The organism is Pelagibaculum spongiae (genome assembly GCF_003097315.1).
GTDB classification, from domain to species: domain Bacteria; phylum Pseudomonadota; class Gammaproteobacteria; order Enterobacterales; family Pelagibaculaceae; genus Pelagibaculum; species Pelagibaculum spongiae.
In genome coordinates this window covers 58,177-80,239 of sequence record NZ_QDDL01000005.1, presented here as the reverse complement: position 1 = coordinate 80,239, position 22,063 = coordinate 58,177, and the positions used below count along the sequence as shown (strand labels likewise).

At 42.5% G+C, this 22,063-nt stretch carries 17 protein-coding genes; 10 read left to right on the top strand and 7 right to left on the bottom strand.

Annotated elements, in window-relative coordinates; all coding sequences use genetic code 11:
* The first annotated feature begins 112 nt into the window (after positions 1-112).
* From DC094_RS12840 to DC094_RS12825, 4 genes are all read left to right on the top strand, one after another.
* Complete coding sequence (locus tag DC094_RS12840) at positions 113-1,456, top strand: carboxypeptidase-like regulatory domain-containing protein (RefSeq protein WP_116687515.1); 1,344 nt, start codon at positions 113-115, stop codon at positions 1,454-1,456.
* Between the two features lie 43 nt (positions 1,457-1,499).
* Positions 1,500-2,639: an ISAs1 family transposase gene (locus DC094_RS12835; RefSeq protein ID WP_116685345.1), complete on the top strand. Its 1,140-nt coding sequence runs from the start codon at positions 1,500-1,502 to the stop codon at positions 2,637-2,639.
* 24 nt (positions 2,640-2,663) lie between these two features.
* Positions 2,664-4,367: a zinc-binding metallopeptidase gene (locus DC094_RS12830; protein ID WP_133245540.1), complete on the top strand. Its 1,704-nt coding sequence runs from the start codon at positions 2,664-2,666 to the stop codon at positions 4,365-4,367.
* A gap of 120 nt (positions 4,368-4,487) precedes the next feature.
* The gene (locus DC094_RS12825) at positions 4,488-4,838 is read left to right on the top strand and encodes a hypothetical protein (RefSeq protein WP_116687513.1); all 351 of its coding nucleotides are present in this window, start codon (positions 4,488-4,490) and stop codon (positions 4,836-4,838) included.
* A 44-nt stretch (positions 4,839-4,882) separates the two neighbouring features.
* On the opposite strand, the gene DC094_RS12820 is transcribed toward DC094_RS12825, so the two are convergent.
* Positions 4,883-5,491 (bottom strand): DUF938 domain-containing protein, encoded by a 609-nt coding sequence (locus tag DC094_RS12820; protein ID WP_116687512.1) that lies wholly within the window; start codon positions 5,489-5,491, stop codon positions 4,883-4,885.
* Positions 5,492-6,540: 1,049 nt separating this feature from the next.
* Between DC094_RS12820 and DC094_RS12815 the strand changes: the two genes are divergently transcribed.
* Positions 6,541-9,207: a glycosyl hydrolase family 28-related protein gene (locus DC094_RS12815; protein WP_116687511.1), complete on the top strand. Its 2,667-nt coding sequence runs from the start codon at positions 6,541-6,543 to the stop codon at positions 9,205-9,207.
* 587 nt (positions 9,208-9,794) lie between these two features.
* Here DC094_RS12815 and DC094_RS12810 read toward each other — a convergent pair.
* From DC094_RS12810 to def, 6 genes are all read right to left on the bottom strand, one after another.
* Positions 9,795-11,510, bottom strand: coding sequence for a hypothetical protein (locus DC094_RS12810; RefSeq protein WP_116687510.1), 1,716 nt, complete (start codon positions 11,508-11,510; stop codon positions 9,795-9,797).
* A 440-nt stretch (positions 11,511-11,950) separates the two neighbouring features.
* Positions 11,951-13,402, bottom strand: a complete 1,452-nt coding sequence (locus tag DC094_RS12805) for a TrkH family potassium uptake protein (protein WP_116687509.1) — start codon at positions 13,400-13,402, stop codon at positions 11,951-11,953.
* 82 nt (positions 13,403-13,484) lie between these two features.
* Positions 13,485-14,858 carry a Trk system potassium transporter TrkA gene (trkA, locus tag DC094_RS12800; RefSeq protein ID WP_116687508.1) on the bottom strand — a complete coding sequence of 458 codons (1,374 nt, stop codon included), beginning with the start codon at positions 14,856-14,858 and terminating at the stop codon, positions 13,485-13,487.
* Positions 14,859-14,906: 48 nt separating this feature from the next.
* Positions 14,907-16,226, bottom strand: a complete 1,320-nt coding sequence (rsmB, locus tag DC094_RS12795) for a 16S rRNA (cytosine(967)-C(5))-methyltransferase RsmB (RefSeq protein WP_116687507.1) — start codon at positions 16,224-16,226, stop codon at positions 14,907-14,909.
* Positions 16,226-17,200 (bottom strand): methionyl-tRNA formyltransferase, encoded by a 975-nt coding sequence (gene fmt / locus DC094_RS12790; RefSeq protein WP_116687506.1) that lies wholly within the window; start codon positions 17,198-17,200, stop codon positions 16,226-16,228. Before fmt ends, rsmB begins: the two co-directional genes overlap by 1 nt.
* Positions 17,201-17,325: 125 nt before the next feature.
* A complete protein-coding gene (gene def / locus DC094_RS12785) occupies positions 17,326-17,823 on the bottom strand; it encodes a peptide deformylase (RefSeq protein ID WP_116687505.1) in 498 nt (165 codons plus the stop codon).
* A gap of 244 nt (positions 17,824-18,067) precedes the next feature.
* On the opposite strand from def, the gene DC094_RS12780 reads away from it, so the two are divergent.
* The 5 genes from DC094_RS12780 to tsaC are packed head-to-tail and all read left to right on the top strand — an operon-like array spanning position 18,068 to position 21,994.
* On the top strand, positions 18,068-19,126 hold the full coding sequence (locus tag DC094_RS12780; protein WP_158527319.1) for a LysM peptidoglycan-binding domain-containing protein: 1,059 nt from the start codon (positions 18,068-18,070) through the stop codon (positions 19,124-19,126).
* Positions 19,127-19,146: 20 nt separating this feature from the next.
* Positions 19,147-20,280 (top strand): DNA-processing protein DprA, encoded by a 1,134-nt coding sequence (dprA, locus tag DC094_RS12775; protein ID WP_116687503.1) that lies wholly within the window; start codon positions 19,147-19,149, stop codon positions 20,278-20,280.
* Positions 20,281-20,289: 9 nt separating this feature from the next.
* Positions 20,290-20,754, top strand: a complete 465-nt coding sequence (locus DC094_RS12770; RefSeq protein ID WP_116687502.1) for a Smg family protein — start codon at positions 20,290-20,292, stop codon at positions 20,752-20,754.
* Positions 20,755-20,814: 60 nt separating this feature from the next.
* Positions 20,815-21,369: a DNA topoisomerase family protein gene (locus DC094_RS12765; protein WP_116687501.1), complete on the top strand. Its 555-nt coding sequence runs from the start codon at positions 20,815-20,817 to the stop codon at positions 21,367-21,369.
* Between the two features lie 19 nt (positions 21,370-21,388).
* On the top strand, positions 21,389-21,994 hold the full coding sequence (tsaC, locus tag DC094_RS12760) for an L-threonylcarbamoyladenylate synthase type 1 TsaC (RefSeq protein WP_339374125.1): 606 nt from the start codon (positions 21,389-21,391) through the stop codon (positions 21,992-21,994).
* The last annotated feature ends 69 nt before the right edge of the window (positions 21,995-22,063 follow it).

Here is a 22,063-nt window from a genome sequence, read left to right as displayed (position 1 = left end):
CTGCCATAAACGCAAAATATTCAATATTTTTGGTAGTTCTTAAGGCCGAATGGTCTTGTTGGTTATTTGTTTTCCAGCATTAAGTAACAGTAATACTTGAGAGAGAATCGGGATGAAAAAGTTACATCTGGTCAGCGCTGCGGTGCTATCTATTATTTTAGCTGGTTGCGGCGGTGGCGGCAGTTCCAGTAGTGATTCAAGTACAGATACGACTACTGGAACGACCACTCCAACTCCTCCAGTCGTTACACCAGACCCAACGCCTCCAGTCGTTACACCAGATCCAACTGCTAATAATATTCAAGGGCAGGTTAGTGGTTTGGTCGCAGCAGAAAATGTAGTTATTACTGCATCAGGTGGTGGAGAATTACACACACAAAGAATTGCTGCGGATGGCGGGTATGTATTTGCTGATTTAACGCCCGGTGTAAATTACAGCCTCAAAGTTCAGGCAAGGGGTTATCGCCAGCAATCTACTGCTTTTGAACAGCCAAGTAACCAAGCATCCAATTTAGTAGTCGACAGCCAACCAACGCCAGAGCTAGATGGGAAATTCCATTATGTTTGGCAAGACGACGGTCAAAGTGTCAGTGGCTTAGAATACGCCTCAGCAGTCAACCATCCCATTACTGTTGAAATAGAAGGGCTGGAAAAAGAAATCCCTAATATTGCTGCTGCACAAATGCTCTATCGTGATTATCGAGTGGTACTTGATGATGCAGGTGACTTGCCATGGACTCAAGCCCATGCCTATCGCTTGCTGGAAACCATGCGACAGTTACCGCAAAAGCATTGTTCATTTAATGAATTAGTTCAGGCGCTTCCGTGTAAACCAAATGACAATAATGTACAAGAAACTCGTTGGACTTTAGATAAAGATCCGATCAATAAAAACATTGCGATTGATGGCAAACAGATAAACATTAGTGTTGATGCATTTAGTTATGCAGAGCCACAAATTGCAAATGTTGATGGTCAGCGTGGTCGTTTTTATTCTAAAAATTTGCACCATGCCGTGGTTAATTATTTAACTACTGGTGGCACCAACCTGATTGCAGCCAATTATATTTTAGAGGAGCGCTTTGGCGTCACTATCGACCAGCGCGGTAATGGCAGCAACCACCGTATGGGAAGCTTCTATTCCAACACCCCAGTGACTGGTGTTCAGGACCGCCAGCCTTCAGCATGGCAATCATTCACACCTGAAGAAATTATGGTTGTGATTAACCAGCTGGAAGAAATGCCGACTGGTTTGCATATTATTCGTGATAAAAACGATTCTAGCCGTGGTTTAAAGCAATTATTGCGTCGTGCTAATGGCCATGATCATCCATTATATCCCGATGCACCTGCAGTTGCCTGGCCGAGTGCAGGTTATATCGAATTCATGGAAAAAGCTTTCAAGGGTAATAACCTTGAACATATGCAGCGATTGGTATTCAGGGCAAACGCATAAAAAAATGTTAGAATACAGGCATTTTTAATCTTAGTGTTTAGCCATGTCACCTACTGTTCTTGATTACTTTTCAGATATCGAAGATCCTCGCCAAAAAGGTAAGGTCACTCATTCCCTAGATAAAATTCTTTTGATCAGTCTATGCGGCATGCTATGCGGTGCAGATGACTGGGAGACCATTGAAACATTTGCTGAAAATAAACAAGCATGGCTTGGTCAGTTTGTTGATATGAGTGATGGCGTTCCCAGTCACGACACCCTTGGAAGAGTATTCTCAAGAATACGGCCTGAGCAGTTCACGCAATGCTTTATTGAGTGGGTTCAAGGATTTATTGAACAACACAAAGATGTAGATAAAGAAACATTGTCTGTCATTGCACTCGATGGGAAAACAGCCCGAAGAAGCCAAGACAAAAGAAATAGCAAGAGCGCAATGCACATGATGAATGCCTGGTGTTGCGCAAATCAGCTCGTGCTGGGGCAATTAGTGGTAGATGAAAAAACTAATGAAATTACTGCATTACCCGACCTACTGAAATTGATCGACGCACAAGGCAGTATCATTACTGCAGATGCGCTAAATTGCCAAAAAGATATCACTCAAGCGTGTATTGAATCGGGCGCAGATTATTTGCTGGCAGTAAAAGGTAATCAGCCTACATTACACGAGTATATTCATGATTATTTTGAAAAAAAGAAACCCAAAGCTTACAGGCGCCCAGAGATTAATTTTTTTGAAAGTAGTGAAAAGAATCGAAACCGGGATGAAATTCGTCGTTGCTGGGTGGCAGATGCCTCTGACTTAATACCAAATCGAGCAGAATGGACATCGCTAAACAGCATTGTCCGGATAGATAGAAGCCGAACAATCGATGAAAAAACATCTTTCGAAACACATTATTATATTTGCAGTAACAATCAGTTATCAGCAGAAGAGGTTCTTTCAGCAGCCCGGCAGCATTGGCAGGTGGAAATCATGCACTGGACGCTGGACATGTGTTTCAGAGAAGACGAACAACGTGCTAGAAAAGACTATAGTGCAGAAAATATGACGATTATGCGGCAAGTATCAATGAATTTATTGAAGCACGATAAGACACCAAGGCTCAGCATGAAAAGAAAACGGCTGGTAGCTTGCATGAATGAAAGCTACCTTGAGAAGCTGTTGTTTTTAAATACCTGATCATGCGTTTGCCCTGGATTGGTATTGCATGAGAAGGCGCACTTCTTATGGCACTATGTTTTTTCCAGTGAGATGAAAAAAGAATGGTTGCAGTTATCCCAATGGTATCGGGTTGATAGTGATGAAAGTGTTGACGACTACCTTTCTTTACCACCTTACAGCAGCGAAGTAGTAGAGAGTGGTCCTCGCCATAGCCATGGCACGGAATATAACCCAGACCTTGAAAACATCTCGGTTGATGCAAGTGATGGTTGGTCTGCAGTAAAAACCACTAATTTTGTTTCTGGTTATGCACAGCTGAAAAATCCTAATGAGGATATGGCTGAAAGTATTTCTTACTTCTTAAATAACCCAGATAAACTGCGTTCACGTGCACCACAAAAATATGAATTTATCCGTAATCGAATTATGGGCGGTATTTTCTATTTACAAAGCATTCGCGATGATTTGACTTTTGAAGTTTTGAACTTGCACCCGGATTATATTTACCCGGGGAAAATCAAACAGATAGAAGTGACCGTTAACGGCGAAGCGGGTCAAAGCAAACGAGTAACTATCGATTTACGCCTACATACCACTAAATCTACTTGTCAGCTGGACAAGTGTTTAGAAGGCGCGTCTTCGGCATTCACTCGAATCTTCTCTCAGGGCGATACCTATAAAGATGTTTATTTCCGTCCAGTAGGTGGCCGCATTTCTGATCACTTGCAGGCTAGCTTTACCCTGCCAGAAACAGCCAAGAATGGCTGGTGGGCACCGGAACAAATTACCATTACCGATCCATTAGGTAATGAGCGTTACCAGCGCAGTACTGATTATGGCTGGCAAATGTTTATCAACAATCCAGGTGAAGATACTGTTGCACCTCAATATATTGATGAATCAATGATGTTGGAGTTAAGTGACCCAATTGCTGCAAAAATCTCTCTGGGAAAGCGGGTGGGCACATATCCAGAAGGTTGCATCGGCCAAGCAGATTGCCGTGAAATTCGTACCATTACTGCACAGTGGGATGTTGATGAAGATGTAGGAATGCGAGAAGACTTTGCTTGTTTTTCTCGCTTTGCTAACCAGGATTACAGCGTTTATTCGGCAGATGAATATGGTGAATTTACCCAGCAGGTAAATGGCGAAATTGATGGTCGCTGTTCAGTGCAGTTAGTGACAACTGAATATTATCGCTCTGGAAAATACTCTGTGGCACAGATCGTTATGCAAGATCGGGCGTTAAATCGGCAAAGTGAGCGGTTTGCCAAGGGAAATTCCGAGTTGGAGGCTTCACCTGAAAAGAGCTTGCCAATCGGTGCCAATGTGGATACTGAAGCGCCTGAATTGAACATCAGTAATTGTAATGCTCCTGATGACAGTCGTTGCATTAAGGTTGTTGCAACACCGACCAACCCTGATCAGCCAAATGGTGAGACCAAGGTAACTATTACTTATTGGGCTAAAGATGATAAATCTGGTTTGGGGACGGTTTCTTACAAGCTAAGAAATCCTCAAGGTGATGAGTATCTTTATTACGCTTATCACGACAACATGGATACTTTGTTTTTCAACGGTGATCCAACTGCTTGGAAGGAATACACTACTACCCAAACACTGCCGGTGGGTTCTGCACCTGGTAAGTGGGGTGTGATTTCCATGACCCTGTTGGATAAAGCTGGCAATAAAGCCGAGTATGATTTTACTGACACAGTCATTTTTGAACCTATCGAAGTGAAATAGTTTTAAGAGCGGTTCCAATCGCGGCTTCTGGTGCTTCTGCATTAGAGGCCGTTTTTTTGTGCTGGAGAAAAAGCGATCACTATGGTTTGATAGCTAAAAAATAACAAAAGGAATCTTGTGGTGCTGCAATTACTAGGGCTGGTTATTTTATGTTTCAGTGGCTATCTGCTTGAGCAGAACCAGCTAATTGTTGGTAGTGTTTTGCTATTTGTCGGCGGCTTTCTCTCCAAAATGTCTGGCATCAATTTTTTAGGAGCTGGCCTGGTTATGTTTGGCGCTTCTGCGGCATATGGTTATCACAATCAGTTCGACCCATTAATTATGGGGTTGATGGGCGTTGGTGCTGTGTTGTTTCTTATTGGCCAGAATCATCATTCAAGATCTGGAGTCGGTGGGGGCGATGGTGGTTTTGAATTTGATTTTTTTGATGGAGGAAGTGATGGCGGTGGAGATGGTGATGGTGGAGATTAATCGAGTATTTAAATAAAATACGCCCAAATTAATGAGCGTATAAATTATTTTTCAAATACTAATAAACGATTATTAGCCGGCATTTCACAGTCTTCGATTAAAGGCAGCTGAGATTTCTCTGCAAGCTGACGAATGCTTTCGAAATCTCGTATTCCTCGATGTGATACATCAGATTTAATTTTTTTATCAAAGGCCGCATTACTTTCACTAGTGAATGCACCATTGTATTTAAATGGGCCATATAAAAAGAACAAACCACCAGCTTTTAAATGCACTCGAGCTTTCTCGAAAAAGCACTCCACTTCTCGCCAACTCATGATATGAGCGGTGTTTGAGCTATAAAAAAAATCATAACTGCCGAGGTTCCAAATATCTTGCACATCAAGAACGATCGGTTGGTAGATATTGTTCTGCTGGCTATATTCAATCCAGTTACGGATACCATCATGGTTTTCGGGTAGGTCGCTGGTTTGCCACTTCAACCATGGAAACTCACTAGAAAAATATGAAGCATGTTGGCCAGTACCCGAGCCTATTTCAAGCATTTGAATAGTATGATTTTCACTTGTAGGTTCTGATAGGTATTTCTTCAATACATCCAATATGAACGGAGCGTTATTAAGACAGGCTTGAGAAAAGGGATGATTGGTCATTGAATATATTCGTTGGCTTTTATTTAAAAGCATTATTTATTGAAACCTGTAATATTGATATACCTATTGTGGCTTAATTGTGACCGATTATCAGTCAAATATCAGCATCATAAGTACGATTGATATATTTTTTATCCTGTTATCGTGAAATTACAACCGTTCATTGTTCATTAGCTGAGGTTTAGCAAGCAACAGTAACTTAAACATAGAAAGCTACATATTTCTTTGGGATGTCGATCAAAAAGCCAATGGAGGTTGACGTCTATCGAATGTGATAGTTATTCGGCAAATTTCCGCCAATCTTCCTAAAGCATGATTTCATACCTAGTTTCAATATTAAAAATAAAATATGGATTTTTAATAAAAATATTCTTTAAAAGCAATAGTTTGAACAACAGTTCAGGGTTTTACTCTATCGGTTAACTTGTAGTTAAAGAAGGCGTTGATTACTGAATATTTGGATTTTAGTTTAACCTCTTTGAGGTCGATATCTTTCAGTTTGTAGTGCAAAATTAAACCTGAAATTGAATACCTAGTTTACCCAAGTAAAAACAAGTCTGATAAAATTTATTGGTCTACTAGTAAAATTAGAGAGTCGATTATGTCTAGTAGTTCTCTTTATAAAAACAATCTATTTGAAAATAGAAACGGATACGCTATTGTGATGATAGATAATTAAATTCATTGCGTCTTAAACTATTAATGTGTTTTATGTAAATTGCACGCTAGTGTAGAAACCCCTGCCAAAATGATTTTTTATTGAATAATTAATTATATGTGACCTTATTGTCCCAAGATAAAAAATCAAACAACTATATAGTATCTATTAAAGAAGATTAAATATTTTTTAGAATGATTTTATAATTCACACCTCAATTGCTAGCTTAAGATGCTGAGTATATTGATTTTAACAGTGAGTTGTCACATATAGTCTGGGAAAGTGTAAGTTAGTGAAAAATATAATTATTACTGATGTAGGCCAGAATTTAAAGAAGATATAGATTTTAGTATTGCTTCAAAAATAAATGGGTATTTAATAGGAGTTTTAAATGAATAAGCTTGTGAGTTTTTCTGTATTTTTAATGCTGACATTAATAAGTCAGCAGAGTATTGCACAAGATCAAGAGCCAATAAACAATTCTTGGACTTCAATTATTGGCACAGAAGTTAATTTGCAAAGAAGTGATGGTATAACTCTGACGCTTAAAAGATACCGAGATACTAGTAATTCAATGTGTGAAGTTCATGCAAGCTCTTCTGATGGTGCATATAATCACTCTTCACATTATTCTGGCACGTGTGCTCGAGGTGATTTGTCTCAAAGAACAAAAGCACAAGTTCAAAATGATATCGCAAATTCTGTTCCACTCTTAAGTATTCTTTCAAGTCAAAGCTTATCTGGTCGCACTGGAGGAAGTGAATATGTGACTAATGATATAAGTGATTCTGATAAGGGATGGGCTGTGCAGGGCGATGTTCAATATGTTTGTAGTGGTACACGAAATGGGCGCTGGGATAATTCACAAGATTATTGCGGTGCTAATAGCCAGCGTAATCAGAATATCGCTCGCTATACTTTGCCCTCTGACTATGTAGCTTTAGATACAGATCGTATTTTTATCCAGCATGAGAATAATCCTGCCAATATTCATGCTGCGCATGGTGTTCGTGATGTGGATGGTAGCTGCGAAACTCATGGTAATCAATTCACTTCTGGTCATCCGGAAGATTCTGGATCAGCTGAAATATTGCAATATGATTTACCGTGCCACAGTACGTTAATTAGTCATTTCTGGGAACAAACAAGCGCAGCCTCTGGCCAGCGAGTTGTAGCAACTTCTGTTAACGGCGAAGGACGAACACAGGGTGACCTTCTAATCCACAGTGCACTTGCTTGTACTGATATGTCTCAGAATTGGGAGCTCTACCGCGGTGAGAACCGTACCTTTGAATATCGTAATTATACGGTTTGCCAAGCGCCTGATCAGCAAGTTTTTGTAGGTATGGGCGATAAATCTGACGTTTCAGAAGATGGATTTTGGAATAACTCTGACGCTTCAACTTACTTTGAAGTTAGAAATTTTCATAGCTTTGCTCCAGTGTTAAATGCTCCAATTATTCCTCGTGATGCGCCTATTTATTTTACAACTGATCAAAACCAAGACGTGACAGTTCGCTGGAAAGACGTTTCTTCAGCAATCAATTACCATATTTCGGTTGAATTTCATCAAGGAGATCACTTATATGGAAACATTTCTTCTGGACTTGAGTTCATAATTCCAAGTGAAAAAATAAACAATGGTATTAGTTCTTTAAGATTAACTGCTTGTAATGTTAATAGTTGTAGCAAGTATCGTTTTTATGAAGACAGCATTGATTTCAGGTTAGCGAATGATTTCTATTGTCATCAAATGCCTGTAATTGTAGCTGACCGAACGCCTGTGTGTGCCGCAGACAAAGGGATTTTACCATTTCCAGAAGAAGATCAAGGTGGAGCGATTCAAACAGTGTTAACCGAATTAGCTGCAATGGATAGGCCGCTTTACTTACCGCCTGGGCGTTACAGAATGGATAATAACTTAATTTTACAAAATGGAAATAGTATAATTGGTGATGAAAATGGATTGAGTATATTAGATGGTAGCTATTCTGAAACCACTCCATTTCTTGGTAATGTTCATTATTTTGATAGATACAATAGTGAAGTCATACAAAACCTATCTTTTGAAAATGTTAGGGTATTGTTTTATGGAATAAAAGATAATATAGATATTTCTAATAATATTTTTTATAACACAAAATCTCTACATGCTCAGATGTCTATAACTCATGGAAGATATGAAGTAAATCGTAATATATACTTACGGGGAAATGATTACCCTGGAGATGTTTTTCATGGATACAAACTTAAAACTACCAATGTTACTAATAATTTTTTAGGGGATCTCACTGCTGAAAATACTTCGTCTGTTCAAGGATTTCTTGATAGTTCTGCGAATATACGATTAAGAGAAGCTAAAAAATTAACTAATCGTGATGGTAGTGTTTTAGATGAGTTTCAAAGCAGTTATCGAAAAGGATGGTTTTCAATAAGAGGAACAAGCTTTAATTTTAATAAAAATTACGTAACAAGCTCTGCAAGTAAGAGACTGTATAATCCAGACGATGAACAGTACAGCATTAATAAATCATGGATCTTTGTTCACGCAAAATATCAACGTTTGGTAGCAACACAAAACTATTTTTCTGGTCTTGATGATAACTCGAGAAATGAAATAAGGTTTTGGGATGCTAGAGATACAATCTTTGCTGGAAATAATATTAACTTTACTAATTTTGCATTGAGAGTGAATTCTGGACGCGCACCGTCAAATGTTTTTGGACCTGCTTATTTTATTAATAACCGGCTTCATAATAGTGCTATTAATTACTGGCATTACTTTGTTGATAACCTAGATATTTTTGCTAACATACCGTTGATTCTTGTTCATGATAATTGTTACTCTGACGCTGTTGCCGTTCATGGAACTTGGCGAGTTATTAATTCAGCAGATAATTTTAAGTTATCTCCTAATGATACTTGTTCAGAAGTAGCAACAAACTTCATTAGTAATCACTTTAATGAAATCACTAGTGATGCAGCTCAAGTGTTAATTCCTGAAGATTTAATGGATGTACTGGACTTACAGATTCCATTAACAATTACTTCGCAATAATAAATACAAATTAGCCACTATCTTTAGTGGCTAATTTATTTTTTAATTTTAAAGTTAAAATCACCAAATTTAATTTGGTTAACGCAGCTGATTCTACATATGCCACATCAGTTAAATAGTGCAAAAACACATGCAACTATTAGTGACCATTTAAAAGTTTCAGAGTGATAATCCAATTAGTTTGTTTTCTTTCTTAAAATTGTTATTTAACAAGAGAGTGATTTGCATTTAAATTGAGAAATTAATTGCTTACGAACTATATCCGCAGTGATTGTGGTATAGCTTTGGGTACTACTAAGTGCGGGACAAGCCAGTGAAGCGAGTTCGACAATCTCTTGAATATAGTTAAGAAACTGTAGCGGCCGCTCTCTAATTTTTTCTACCACGCAAGTGAAATTTATCTTAAAAATTCTAAGTGCTGACGACTTATTCAGCACTTTTACGAATAAGTAGACCTATTCCAACAGGTAATCTTATGAAAAAAATTGTCCGTCTCTACCTAAAGAATTAACAAATTGAGCCATAAATTTACTTTTGGTACTACTTGAATCGATTAACGCCAATGGTTTCTTATTTTATCTTTGTTTTTATGCTGGCTTTAATTTATTTTTTATTTCTGTTAAAGTTGCTTCCATATCCTCTTCCGAATAGCTGGTTTGAAGATCTCTTTTTGCGGAATCTAAACTCTCAATCATACTATGAAAAACTTTTTGTTCAACTTGGTTGCCTTTATTTTGTAAGGCAAATGTACTAACTAAATTTAAAAACGCTTTAGGCGTTTGTGCACGTTCAAGAGAATGTATTAAGCCTTTGTAATCTTCTGGTATATTTTCTAGTGTAGATTTTTGGTACTTTATACCGTCCAGAGCTGCTTCACCATCACCATCATCAGCAGTTGCTAGTACACCTGCTTTTTGTTTTGAAAATACTCTGTGAAGCATAATGTCCATAGCCCTTAATGGTGCTGTTATGACAGAAGATATTGCCCTTCTCCACCACCAACCCAACATAATTAAAATGATCTCACCAAGGTAGGCTGCTTGTTTTGTACCGTGTTCTGATCCATAACTGGATCTTGCAAATGCAAGATATGCTGCAACAGGCACCATGCTGCACATTCTTCCTGCGACGTCGATAGCATTCTCAAGAGATGTAAATGCTGCAAAATATTTTTTTAAATCAAGTAGAGCACTTTCCTGATTTATTGTTACTGCGTTTTCGTATGCTGCAAGTACCATATCGATTTTCATTAGTTCCTGCACAAAAGTATCAAGAATACGTACGGAATCTTCACTATTTGGATTCTGTGAAATTATATCTTTACTTTGCATTATTTGTGTGAGTAATTGTGATTTAACTGATCGTAATTTGTTGATTGCAATTTTATGTCTAATTCTGTGCTCGACTACTTTATGTGTAAAATTACCCAAGACAAATGTTCCAGCAGATGCCGCACCGGCAACCATAATTCGAGTTCCTCTAGAAGAAATAGTCTCTGCTGGTGAAGGAAATGCTTGATCTGCTGAAGGAATACCTGTTGTCATTGCTTGAGTTGTTGGATCTCCGCCCAAATTAATAGATGATGTAGTATTTGCTGGAGCACTACCTGCGGCTGATTCACTGGTTAGACTCTCTGCAACTTTAAGAAAATCCCATAAAGTATACCAAGCGGTAAATCCAACAAATGCAATATCATTTTCTGAAGCTGAAAGCATTAAATCTCGAACATTACCACTTTCATATAATGTAGGTAATTTTAGTCTGCCAGTTAAAAAACGCTGATCTAATCGAATATCCATATCTTCAGACATTTGCATTATGCTTTCAGTAACTGCCTTAGGGCAATTACCTTGCATTGCAAAGCCTCTCAATACGTCTTTATATATTTTTCTTTCTAGCGCTCCGCCTCGCGGTACATGAGCAAGTTTCGCACGTGTAAGTTTGCCTGCTGCTGCACCACCTCCAAAGTGAAAAAAACCTGCTAATGTTAGCATCATGAGGAGTACGGAAATTACTGCTGGCCGGGGATTTGGTTGACTTGTCTCTAAATCGAGAGCATAGAATACTGAATACAAAACCACACCAAATCCGAGCATGTAGGTAATCCAAGTACCTGCAATCCATTGTTGAAAAAATCGAAAAACAGTTCTGACATGTGCATAATTTTCTGAGCCACCCCTTACAACCAATGAATGATGGAGAGGGTTTACTTGAAATGGAATCCTTGCAGGAAGTTTATAATCATTACTGCTGTCAAGAATATTCAGCCTGTTGCATAGATTTTTTTTGTCACCTTGATCCATGATGTAGTCCCTTAGCACATAATTTTATATATTCAAAAAACAGTGAATTTGTTATAGTTCAAGACAATCTAAACAATATTGTTCTTGTCAAGAAAGAATAGCTAGGTTTCATATTAGATCAAAGAAATGAGTAATGAATGAAGGTTTGCTTTCGGTGTTTATAAATTTAGAGTTTTGTGAGGTTACGTGGATTATTTAGTGTTATTGATGTTTAACAGTGAATGTTACTAATCTTAAAATATGAAAAAGTTAGAATCCATGCCTACATAGCAGTGCTAATTTATTATGTCATTGAGATTTAAAATAGATAAAAAGTTTACTGGATTGGCTGTAAGCTTGAGATGCATACAAACTTACAGCATATTAATCACACTTGGTTTCATAGATTATTTTTATATGGCTAATGTTTAATTTTATTAATCTAGTCCAATTGTCGTTGCCTAGCTCTTCCAAAAAGTTGGCGTGAATAGCACTAGCAGCGTAAATATTTCCAAACGTCCCATTAGCATGGCGAAACTAAGAATCCATTTACTGAAGTCGTTTATCTCACCGTAATGGGCTGCAACACTTCCCAGACCCGGGCCGAGATTGTTCAATGCGGCGGCTACTGCAGAAAACGAAGTGACTTGGTCTAAACCGGTCGCCATCAGCATGACCATCATAATGGCAAACAGCAGTACATAGGCGGCGAAAAAGCCCCATACCGCTTCTAAAATTCGGTCTGGTAATGGGCTGCCACCAATCTTGATTAGGAAAACCCCATTAGGATGAATCAGTCGGCGAATTTCCCGCATGCCCTGTTTGAACAGCAGTAATATCCGAATCACCTTCATGCCGCCGCCGGTAGAACCAGCACAGCCGCCGACAAACGAAACAAAGATTAATAACGCTGGCAGGTAAATTGGCCAGGCCGAGAAATTCTGAGTAGCAAAGCCAGTAGTGGTCGCCATAGAAACGGTTTGGAATAATGCATGGCGGAAGGTATCCATTTCACCGTCATAAACATTGGTAAATGACAGTGCACCAATGACGAGTGCCGAGGTTGCGCCAAGAATCATCAAATAGGTTTTGAGTTCTGGATCTCGCCAGTAATGACCGAGTGAAACACTGCGAAAGGTAACGAAGTGCAATGAGAAGTTGACCCCAGCTACCACCATAAAGAAGATCGCGATGTAGTCGATTAATGCGCTATCGAAATAGCCCATGCTGGCATCGTGGGTTGAAAAGCCACCAATCGCGATGGTCGAAAAGCTATGGCAAATCGCATCAAACAGATCCATGCCCGCCAGCCAATAAGCCAGTGCGCAGGCTACCGTTAGCCAGACATAGATATACCAGAGGGTTTTAGCGGTTTCACTAATCCGTGCGGTGAGTTTGGAGTCTTTCATCGGGCCGGGTGTTTCAGCTCGATATAACTGCATACCACCGATACCGAGCATGGGCAGAATTGCCACGGCTAAAACGATGATACCCATGCCACCCATCCACTGCAGCTGCTGGCGGTAGAACAAGATCGACTTAGGTAGGCTATCAATGCCGGTAATCACAGTTGCACCGGTGGTAGTTAGGCCTGAAATAGACTCAAACATCGCATCGGTAAGGCTCATGCCGGGATTATCTGCCAGCATCAAAGGCACGGCACCAGAAGCACCGAGAACCGTCCAGAACAGCACTACAATCAAAAAGCCATCGCGAACCCTGAGTTCTCGTCGATGCCCCCTGAAAGGAAGCCATAGGATAAAACCACTAATCAAGATCAGCAGGTAAGCGGCGCCGAATGCGGTCATCGCCGAATCGCCGTACCACAAAGACACCGCAAAGGGCGCCAGCATGGTAAAGCTGAACAACATCAGCAATACGCCGAGAATTCGAATTATGGTCGCCAATTGCATGGACTGGCTGTCTCCCTGTGCCGATTGAATTGCCCGCCACTGCGGCAGCTAAAGCAATTCAATCTGTAGCATGTTTTTTTTGTTAGAAGAAAGTCACTGCGACTTGGAACAGCCGTTCGACTTCATGCACATGTTTTTTGTCCAGCAGGAACAAAATGACATGGTCGTCCTGTTCGATGACTAGGTCATCATGGGCGATAAATACCTTACTGCCGCGCACCAGAGCACCAATGGTGGTGTCAGCAGGCAAATTGATTTCATCAATTCGACGGCCGACCACGCGAGATGAGCGTTTATCACCATGGGCAATTGCTTCAATCGCCTCGGCAGCACCGCGGCGCAACGAATAAACGTTAACCACATCACCACGACGAACATGGGTTAGTAGTGCCGAAATCGTCGCTTGTTGCGGTGAGATCGCGATATCGATTTCGCCACCCTGAACCAGATCGACGTAAGCGGTGCGGTTAATCAGCGCCATTACCTTACGTGCGCCCATTCGCTTGGCCAACATCGATGACATGATATTGGCTTCGTCATCGTTGGTGACCGCGCAGAAAATATCGATATCTTCGATGTTTTCTTGCTGTAGCAATTCTTCATCGGCCGCATCACCAATTAAGGTAATGGTTTTGTGCAGGTCAGATGCTAAAGCTTCGGCACGTTCCGGTGAGCGTTCCAGCAGCTTGACGTTGTAACGATCTTCCAAAGTGTGTGCCAGTCGATGGCCGATATTACCGCCACCGGCAATCATAATCCGCCGGTAAGGATGTTCCAGTCGGCGCAGCTCAGACATCACCATCATGATGTGATTACGCGCGGCAATGAAGAACACTTCGTCATCGGCTTCGATGATGGTATCGCCATGGGGCACAATCGGCCGGTCGCGGCGGAAAATTGCAGCAACGCGGGTATCAATTGAAGGCATATGTTGACGAATCGCCTTGATTTCCTGACCAACTAATGGTCCGCCGTAATAGGCTTTTACGCCTACCAGCTGAACCTTGCCGCCAGCAAAATCGAGCACCTGAAGTGCACCCGGATATTCAATCAAACGACGGATATAGTTGGTCACCAACTGCTCTGGGCTGATGACATAGTCAATCGCCAGTCCGCGTTCATCGAACAATTCCTTACGGGTCATATATTGCTGTGAGCGAACCCGGGCAATTTTAGTTGGCGTGCGATACAAGGTGTAAGCCACCTGGCAGGCAACCATATTGGTTTCGTCAGAGTTGGTGACTGCAATCAGCATGTCAGCATCTTCAGCACCGGCTTTACGCAAGGTAGTGGGATGCGAGGCATAGCCACAAATGGTGCGAAGATCGAGTCGATCTTGCAGGCTTTGCAGTAATTTACGATTGGTATCGACAACTGTAATGTCGTTGGCTTCACTCGCCAGGTTTTCTGCAAGAGTTCCGCCGACCTGGCCTGCACCGAGAATTATGATTTTCATATTAATTTCCGAAGCCTAATGCAGCTTCGTTGGTAAATACTCTGGTTATTATTGCGCTTTTTCCAGCAGTGCGTAATAGAAGCCATCAAGATATTGGTCTCCCGGTAGCAATTGTCGACCATGCTGACAGCTTTGTCCCCATGCGGCTTCAATCGGTAACTCTTTAGCATCGCTGGTATTTTCTAGAAATTTTTCGATTTGTTGGCTGTTTTCTGCGGGTAAAATCGAGCAGGTAGCGTAAAGCATTTTTCCGCCGGGTTTTAAGCAAGACCATAATTTTTGCAGCAAAAGTTGCTGAATTTCGGTCAACTGCTGAATATCTTCGGCGCGTCGCAGCCATTTAATATCGGGATGACGACGAATCACACCGGTGCCAGAACAAGGCGCATCTAACAGAATTCGGTCAAATGGTTGGCCGTCCCACCAGTTATCCAAATCGCTGGCATCGCTGGCGACAATTTTTCCGTTCAGCTTCAGCCGTTGGAAATTATCTTTAACCCGCTCCAGTCGCTTGGCATCGCTATCTAGTGCAATCAAATCCAGCTCTGGTTGTTGCTCTAACAAGTGGGCGGTTTTTCCACCGGGTGCGGCGCAGGCATCGAGGACTTTCATACTGGCTTGTGGTGCCAACAAAGGCGCGGCCATTTGAGCAGAGCCGTCTTGTACCGAAACATGACCATCAGTAAAGCCGGGCAGTACCGAAACCTGAACCGGTTTTTCCAGCGTGATACCCACTGGCGAAAAAGGATGGGCAATTGCTGGGATTTCAGCTTCAACCAGTTTGGCTAAATATTGGTCACGAGAATTATGCTGCTGATTGACTCGCAAGGTCATCGGCGCTTGCAGGTTCGATGCCGCCATAATGCCTGCCAGCTGGGTTTTCCAGCCCTTTTTCAAGCTTGCGGTCAGCCAGTCTGGGAAGGAGTGCATAATCGACAGGTTCTTTTTTGGCACCTGTTTTTTCAGCTCATCGGCTTGGCGCATGTAGCTTCGCAATACGCCATTAACTACCTTACTAGCCCACTGTTTTTTCATGTTGTGGCAGGCATCGACGGTTGCTGAAACCGCAGCGTGTTCTGGTACGCGGGTAAATTCTAGCTGATAAACACCGACCAGAATTAATTGCTGAACAATGCGTTCTTTGCCTTTGAAAGGTTGGCTGATGAGCGGTTTAACTAAGGCGTTTAAATAGCGGTGGTGGCGTAATACGCCGTAACACAACTCACGAATTAATCCTGAGTCTTGGGCATTAGTATGCTGATCGAGCAATTGGCTGAGTGAGCGACCATTGCCAATCACTTGCTGAATTAATTGAGCGGCAATCGCTCGAGCATTGGTTAGTTCAGGTGCAGTTTTTTTATCAGCCATTAGCTGTTTGCTCCTGGGTTAATCACTTCAGCGAATTGAGTACCGACCGTGAAGGTATCGGCTCGGCCTCGCAGAATGTCATCAACCGACAGGGCTTTTTTGCCCGGTAATTGCAGCACTTCCAGCCGCAGTGCATTTTTAGCACAAGCGATGGTTAGGCCAGATTTATCGGCAGAAATAATCGTTCCGGGTTGTTCTGAAGCAATCGTTTCTACTACTGAAGCCTGCCAAACTCGCACCGTTAAATCATTCAACTTAGTGAAAGCAACTGGCCAGCTATTGAAGGCGCGCACCGTGCGCTCAAGCTCAGCGGCGGATTGATTCCAATCCAGCTGCGCTTCTTCTTTGGTGAGTTTGTTGGCGTAGTTAGCCAGTGAATCGTCTTGCACTTGTGGCTGCATCTGGCCGTTTTTCAGCTTTTCTAAGGTAACTAATAAACATTCGCCACCCATTACTGCCATTCGATCGTGCAAGCTGGCGCCGGTGTCTTGCGGGCTGATTTCAGTTTGCAATACATCGAGCATATCGCCGGTATCCAGCCCCAATGACATTTGCATGGTGGTGATGCCAGTTACTTTATCGCCCGCCAAAATTGCCCGATGGATTGGCGCAGCACCGCGCCAGCGAGGCAACAAGGAGCCGTGAACATTGATACAACCATGTTTTGGCGTATCTAAAACTACTTGAGGCAGAATCAAACCATATGCAGCAACCACCATTAAATCGGCATTGAGTGCTGCCAGCTCAGCTTGCGCTTCTTCATTGCGCAGGCTTTTTGGCTGATAAACCGGAATCTCATGCTCCAGTGCTAATTTTTTTACCGGGCCATGCGCCAGTTTTTTTCCACGACCTGAAGGTCGGTCTGGTTGGCAATAGACGGCAATCACCTTGTGGCCTGCATCAAGCATGGCTTTTAGGCTGATGGCAGCAAAATCTGGTGTTCCGGCAAAAACAATGCTTAACGGTTGGGTCATGGAGTTCCTACTCAAACTGGGTATTCAGGGTGCAAGGTTGCAACTGTATAGAGAAGCGAAAGGTGCAGAAATGACAAACACCGGAGAAAGGCTCCGGTGTTTGAGAAACTTTCAAAACTGGCAAATTAAGACTTAGCTAATTTTTCCAGTTTTTTACGAATGCGACTCTGTTTCAGGCGAGACAGATAGTCAACGAATAGCTTGCCATCCAAGTGATCAATCTCATGCTGGATGCAAACTGCCAACATATCGCCAGTCTCGATGGTGAATTCTTCACCATTACGATCTAAGGCGCGCACTTTTACCCAATCGGCTCGTTGAACCGTTTCGTAATAGCCAGGAACAGACAAACAACCTTCGTCCATTTCCTCTATGCCACGTGTTTCGAGAATTTCTGGGTTAATAAATACCAACGGCTCAGATTTATCTTCGCTGATATCAATTACCATCAGACGAATGTGTTGATCAACCTGAGATGCCGCCAGACCAATGCCTGGAGCGTCATACATGGTTTCAAACATGTCATCCACCAGCTGGCGGATTTCATCATTTACCGTTTTTACCGGTTTTGCTACAGTTCGCAGCCTTGCATCCGGGTAATGCAGAATGTTTAATTTAGCCATTGATCTATTTAGCTGAGCCTTGGTGAATGAATAACACCCTGTCTGATATCACACTTTTCTCGCCATCTTGAGGGAAATGAGCGATTATCGTCTGACAGAGCCTGCTATATATGTTACTGGATATTTGACCATCTGGCCTAATCCAGAGTTCGTGACGGACTTACCTGTCATCCGTTTTACAGGTTTTACTTCAAGGACGAGCGTAATGGAAAGGCCGATACAACAACACAAAAAGGGAATCACTATGAAGAGGCAGTGTCTAGCGTGGGCGATGGGACTAATGATAAGTGCCAGTGCCCTGGCTCAGTCCGTCGCACTGAAACCAGATCATCCGGACAGCTATACCGTAGTTAAAGGAGACACCCTCTGGGATATTTCAGCATTATTTCTACAAGATCCGTGGTTGTGGCCAGAAATTTGGCAAGCAAATCCACAGATTGAGAATCCGCATCTGATTTACCCTGGGGATAATGTTCAACTGGTTTACAAGGATGGCCAGCCTCGACTTTTGGTTGATCCTCCAACAAGTGGCGGCAAAGAAGTATCTGTTGATAGCCAAGGTCGTAAGGTCGTTAAACTCAAACCACAAATTCGAGTTCGCCCAATCGATAGCGCTATTCCAAGCATTCCACTAGAAGATATTCAGCCTTACCTAGTGGGCGCAGTGGTGATGAGCGATAAAGAAATTGCCAATGCCGCACATTTGGTCGCTGGCCGCGAAAAGAACTTTTACATGTCGACTTCACAGAAGGGTTATGTAAAAGGTTTGGTTGATACCGATAATCGGGGCTATTCAATTTACCGTCCAGGTGTTGAATATAAAGACCCTGAGACGGGTGAAGTGCTTGGTCGTGAAATGGTTTACGTTGCTCAAGCAACGGTAGTTCGTGGTGGTGACTTAGTTACTGTGCGAATTAATGCCTCGAAGATCGAAGCTAAGCCGGGCGATATTATCGTTCCAGCATTGGCACAGCATATCCGTCCTTACTATCAGCCCCATACAGCTAATGCAGATTTGAACGGTCGAATCCTTTCAGTTTACGGCGGCAATAAGTTGATTGGTCAGCACAATGTGATTGTTCTGAGCAAGGGTGAAAATGACGGTATGGAAGCGGGCCATGTATTCGCTCTACACCAGGTTGGTGACACGGTGAAAGATCCACTAACTCGTGAAAAAACTAAGTTACCTGATGAAGAAGCCGGTGTTGCTATGGTATTCCGTACTTTCGATCGGGTGAGCCTTGCGCTGGTAATGAAAGCAGAACGTCCAATGCACGTGAATGACCGTTTTGCTAAGCCATAAGTAACGAAAAGAGATAACCAATGATCGGCGAACATGGATGTTCTGCTGATGAGGTACGGGCCAGACTGGCGTTAATACAATGCGCTGGGATTGGCCCGTTAACTTATCTGGCACTAATAAAAACCTTTGGTGATGCACTTACCGCAGTCCAAGCTGACAGCGCTCAATTACGTGCTGAGCAGTGTTCGGAAAAACTGGTACGGCTGTTGCTCAAAACTCAACTGAGTTCTGCCGATCCGGTACTGGAAAAAATCCAGCAATCGAAGCTTTCCCTATTACTTCATGATCAAGATGGTTACCCGCGTGCGCTGGGTGCTTTAACCGATTTGCCGCCTTTGCTGTTTGCCCGAGGTAATAGTGAGCTACTTAATCAGCCGCAGCTTGCAGTAGTTGGCAGTCGAAAAGCCAGTAAGGCGACCCGAGATCTCACCACCCAAATAGCCGAAGAAATTGCCCTGCACGGATTGGTTATTACCAGTGGCCTAGCGCTGGGTGTTGATGCTGCTGCACATTCGGGAGCAGTGCAGGCGAGAAAGCCCACGATTGCGGTGATGGGAACCGGTGTTGATGTGATTTACCCGGCGCGCCACCAAGCGCTAGCAGAACAAATTTTGCAAAATGATGGTGTATTAGTTTCTGAATTTATCCCTGGCACCAAACCTTTTCCGGCTAACTTTCCTAAACGAAATCGAATTATTTCTGGTTTATCGCTAGGTGTTCTAGTGGCTGAAGCTGCAGAAAAAAGCGGCTCTTTGATAACTGCGGCCCATGCATTGAATCAGGGGCGTGAAGTGATGGCACTTCCTGGGCCAGCATGGAATCCAGCCTATGCCGGTAATAACCGATTAATTCAACAAGGCGCGATGCTGGTTTTAAATAGTAGGGATGTTTTAGAAACCTTGGAATGGCAGCAGATGAGTGCCGCTGAAAACCAACCAATTTCCAATGAAGATTCCCAGCAACAAGTACTGGCTGAAGAAGAAGCCAAAGTCTTGAAATGCCTGACAGACCAGGTGTCGGCAATCGATCAGATCATTGAGCTATGCGGATTGACGGCGGGCGTGGTTTCCTCCATCCTTCTCACCCTTGAGCTGAGGGGATTAATTATTGCAACACCCGGCGGCTTTTATCGCGCTCCCGCAAGTTATTTCTGAAGGAACTCTATGCTCGACGTCTTAATGTATTTGTTTGATCACTTTATGGAAAGTGAATCTGGATGGCACCCGGTACATGACCAGTTAATTCAAGAATTAGAACAGGCCGGATTTCCAGGAAAAGACATTCGACATGCCCTTGATTGGATTGATGGGCTAGACAGCTACGGCCAACAAGCCATGCTGGGTTCTTCGGTTGCGTTAAATAGCGTGCGTATTTTTAATGGTTATGAACAGCAGCGACTGGATACAGAATCCCGTGGCATGCTGGTGTTTCTCGAGCAAGAAGGTGTGCTGGACCCAGCGATTCGTGAAATGGTAATGGATCGTTTAATGGCGTTTGACGGCTCTTTGGATGTTGAGCATGTTAAATGGGCCGCTTTATTAGTGTTATGTTCAATTCCAGGGCAGGAAGCCGCATTAGCGTGGATGGAAGACATGGTGTTTGAAGGCCGCGAATTATTAATGCAGTAATCGCCAAATAAGCGAAGCTGTTTTAATTGTTTTGACGTGGTTGCTGTGGAGTAAACCGTTGTGAAGGATATTCCTGAAGTCTGCCCTGAGTGTGCCAAGCCATTGCATTGGCGATCGGGTGCTGGCGGACATTTTCTCGGCTGTACCGGTTATCCCGAGTGCAGTTTTCTGATTTACCCCCAAGGCGGTGATCCTGAATTATTTCATCAGCAGATAGATACCAGCAGTAATTGTCCAGAATGTGGCGGTGAATTGCAGGTTAAATCTGGTCGTTATGGAAAATTCATTGGCTGCGCTAATTACCCACAATGTAAGCACATAGATTCTGTGCATAAACCCAAAGAAACCGGTATTGCCTGCCCCAAGTGCAAAAAAGGTGCTTTGGTTGAACGTAGCTCACGCCATGGAAAAATTTTCTGGTCGTGTAGTGAATTTCCTGAGTGCAAATATAGCGTTTGGGATCATCCGGTTGATCAGAGTTGCCCGGAATGTAGCTGGCCAGTGATGCTGCTAAAAGACCACAAAAGCCGTGGTAAAGAATTAGTCTGTGCCAGAAAAATCTGTAAGTATCGTCAAGCGGTAGATTTAAGTGCCAGTGAAGCTGGCGAGGCATAACTAGGCGGAAGTTAGTGAAATGAAAATGCCGAGTAGATCCGCACTTGAGTGGGTCGCCAGTCACCATAAATTTAGTATTGAACGAGCAGTTGCTGCGTTGTATCGCGGTGAGTTAATTGCCTATCCGACAGAATCTGTTTTTGGATTGGGTTGTAACCCGTTTGATGAGCAGGCAGTCGAAAAATTATTGCAGCTTAAATCCCGGCCAGTGGAAAAAGGGCTGATTTTAATCGCTGCTTCCTTTGAACAGGTTGCTCCATTAATCGACGTTGCTAAATTATCAGAGCTGCAATTGCAGCAAATTCGGCAAAGCGGCCCCATGCCAGTGACTTGGGTAATGCCAGTAAAACCTAATGTACCCCATTGGTTGACTGGAAAATTCAATACGCTGGCTGTCAGAGTGACAGATCACCCGGTGGCTGCAGCTTTGTGTGAACGCTTTGGCGGGCCATTGGTTTCAACCAGTGCTAACCCTGCTGGTTTACCACCGGCAAAAAATCGGTTAAAAGTCAGAAAATATTTTGGCAATCAATTGGCCAATATTGTTATTGGTGAACTGGGAAAAAATAACAAACCAAGCGAGATTCGCGATGCAATAAGCGGCAAGGTTTTTCGTAAAGGTTGATAAATAGAACACTATTTTCTGGTAAAAATATAAAAATGCATAGCAGTACCGCTAGAGCTTACTAGCTCG